This window comes from Pricia sp., from assembly GCF_041745955.1.
Lineage (GTDB): Bacteria > Bacteroidota > Bacteroidia > Flavobacteriales > Flavobacteriaceae > Pricia.
Genome location: NZ_JBGTHY010000431.1, coordinates 1 through 2803, shown reverse-complemented (window position 1 = coordinate 2803; position 2803 = coordinate 1). Strand labels below are relative to the sequence as shown.

Genomic DNA, 2803 nt, shown 5'->3' with positions numbered 1-2803 from the left:
GTACCGCCAACTGGTCAAATCGGCCCCTTTGGGAGCACTATCGGCAATCCGTTTCATAATCTTGGGAACGTACATCGTATTATAACGCAGTCTAGTGATGGCGTTAGGCTGGTCGGGGTCGCCGTTCCAGCAGTGCTCGGCGCGGTCGCCGTACAAGACTTCGCCTCCGTAATAGGGATCGTTCGTACTTTCGAGAAAATCTTCCATTAAATATACCGCGTTGTTTAAGTAGTAATTGTCCATATCGCCACAATAGATATGAATTTTTCCTTTGAGGTTGTCGCCCAGCTTGGCCCAATCCCGTTCGAGAATATAGCGTAGGTCATAGTTCTCTTTCCAGTATTCGGCTACGTTTTGATCGATATCGCCAGTCATTTTATCCCAAATCCGGGCCGGATAACCGTCTTGCCCCTGTGGGGAATAGGTCGCTTCCCAGATATCCCATTGCTGGCCCGAACGGCTTTTATCGCCTAAGACCAGTTCTAAATGATTGCCCTGTCGTAAAGTGGACTGTATCTGGCCCAAATTATCCCGATGGCTGGGGACTTCCAGTTTTTTATGCTCGCTTTCATAGTAGTACGCATTTTTATCGGAATAGATATCGGTCAGGCAGTACGCCCTGAAATCGATGGGGTCTGGGCACGCGGCGAAACAGCCGTTATATTCTTCTGGATATTTGACCTGTACCGCAAGGGCTTCCCAACCGCCCGTAGAACCGCCATATAGAAATCGGGACCAGCCTTCGCCGATACCCCGGAATTCCTTTTCGATATACGGGATCAGTTCGTAGGTGATCGCATCGCCCCAAGGCCCTTGACTTGCGGAGTTAACCGCATAGGAATCGTCATAATAAGGCGTAGGATGCTGAATTTCAATAATCAACATCCGTGGAAAATCGGGTTCGTTCCAAAGTTTGTAAAAATCGTAGGCCTCCTGTTGTTCGATGATATTATAACCTTCAAGGTCGAAACGTTCGGAATATTCCGGTTTCAGATCGGGGTCGGGCGGGGTCGTTCTAAATCCCCCGAAATCCGAAGGAAAATGGCCTTGAAATACCATCAGCGGATAATTGGCCTCGGGATGCTCCTCAAATCCCTTGGGCAAAAGAACATGGGCTCCCAAATACATATCCCTTCCCCAAAATTCCGATAGCTTTTCAGACTTTATTTTGATATGTTTTATCCATTCCCTATCCTTTGGTTCTTCAATGGGCGGAATGACCTGGTCCATTGCCACGGTTACATTGTCGACACCCTTTTCCGTAACCGAAATCTTAAAAGGGGTGCTGTACAAGTTTCCGGGGGATGTGTTCCATTGCTGCCCCTCACCATTATCCATGGGGAGTTTTACGGTCTGCCCGGTGGAAAGATCGAAGGTTTCATAAACATGCAGCAGCGCTTGCACGTTATATTCCCCAGCGGGTATATCGGACAGACTCGGGTAAGGATAGCCGAAAATGGTCTCGTCAAAGGTCTTGGTTTCTCCCGAAGACATTCGTTCAACGTTCATTCCAAAAATAAGTTGGGTCTCTAGTCCGTCGCCAATCTGAAAACGCGGTTCTTTTTTATCGTCTGTGGATAGCATTAAAAGGAGGCGACCATCCATTTTTTCAGCACTGGTAGCTTCCGTAAAGAATACTTTTATGGCAAATTCCGAAGTGTTCTGCGCCATGGCCATCCCACTGAAAAACAAAATGGCCATGCTAAAAAGTAGTTTTTTCATGGTTAGGTTATTTGATGAAAAGGTAGGGATTTCAATCCAATTAACAAACAGCACTTTTATCCCTCTGAGCGAAATGGTATTGCGGATTATTCGTCCTAACGGACGCCAAGGCCAGGAACACTGAAAATGCCAGTCCAAAATAACCCAACCACCGATACGAGCCAAAAGTGGAAAAGCAGAACCACCATACTAAAAAAAGGGATGGTCCAGGAACCGGAATCCAACATACTTTTGGCAAACCCGCTCATTTGGCGGACATCGACTTTTTGAAAGCCGCAAAAATAAAGGGAATTGCAGGAGAAGCTGTGGTTATTTGCCAAGATTTTGGAAAACGGACAAGGAAATCGGTTTTTCAACGTTACAGATAGGAAAAACCTAACTATTACAAAAGCCTGATACAGTGAAAAAAATGGCATACTTCACCCTAATTTTCGCAACGATAATTGCCATGGGCAGCTGCACTATCGACGATAGCAACGATATTGAGATTATAAAACCGGGAGATACGGTAATTACTGGAATAATTGCGCCAGAAAAGCCTTTTTAAAACTTCGGTCAAGGGTCGTCATTTGAGATAGCAGTGACGCCCTCCCCGATAGGTTGTCGTATATTCGATGGTGTAAAACATTTCTTGCCGTCGGAAGTGTGGCATTGCCCAGATCCCTAAAGATATCATGGTATTTAATGGCTCATCATGGAAAGATGCTTTTGAAATTAATCGTAAAAGTACTTCCTTCGTTGACCGAACTGTCTACTGAGATACTTCCTCCAAGACTGGTTACATGATTATGTACCAAATATAGCCCAACCCCTTTGCTATCTTTATTACCATGAAATTTTTGGTTCAAATTAAAGATAAGATGTCCGACTTTAGCCATATCAAAGCCAAGACCATTGTCAGAATACGTCAGTGTTTTAGTATCATTTCGTTGGTCCGCAATTATTGAGATAACAGGCGGAACATCGGGTCTGGCATATTTAATGGAATTGGTAATGAGATTGAGGAAAATACTCTCCATATACGCAGCATTATGCTGTATGCTTTCCATACCCGAAAAATCTACCTTAAATTCAACATTCA

Annotated in this window: 3 protein-coding genes; 1 reads left to right on the top strand and 2 read right to left on the bottom strand. The window is 44.7% G+C overall.

Translation table 11 applies throughout. The features are described 5' to 3' along the window. Positions 1–1722, bottom strand: a 1722-nt coding sequence (locus ACEW8S_RS15235; protein ID WP_373518984.1) for an alpha/beta hydrolase-fold protein, incomplete at its 3' end; no start/stop codon positions are given. A gap of 409 nt (positions 1723–2131) precedes the next feature. Between ACEW8S_RS15235 and ACEW8S_RS15230 the strand changes: the two genes are divergently transcribed. Then, entirely contained in the window at positions 2132–2269 is a 138-nt protein-coding gene (locus ACEW8S_RS15230; protein ID WP_373518983.1) for a hypothetical protein, read from the top strand. Between the two features lie 145 nt (positions 2270–2414). Here ACEW8S_RS15230 and ACEW8S_RS15225 read toward each other — a convergent pair. Continuing rightward, a partial coding sequence (locus ACEW8S_RS15225) for an ATP-binding protein (RefSeq protein ID WP_373518982.1) occupies positions 2415–2803 on the bottom strand: 389 nt, incomplete at its 5' end.

What these genes read in the sequence shown, in the direction of transcription:
- ACEW8S_RS15230 (WP_373518983.1), top strand. Translation starts at nt 2,132, where the DNA reads ATGGCATACTTCACCCTAATTTTCGCAACGATAATTGCCATGGGCAGC.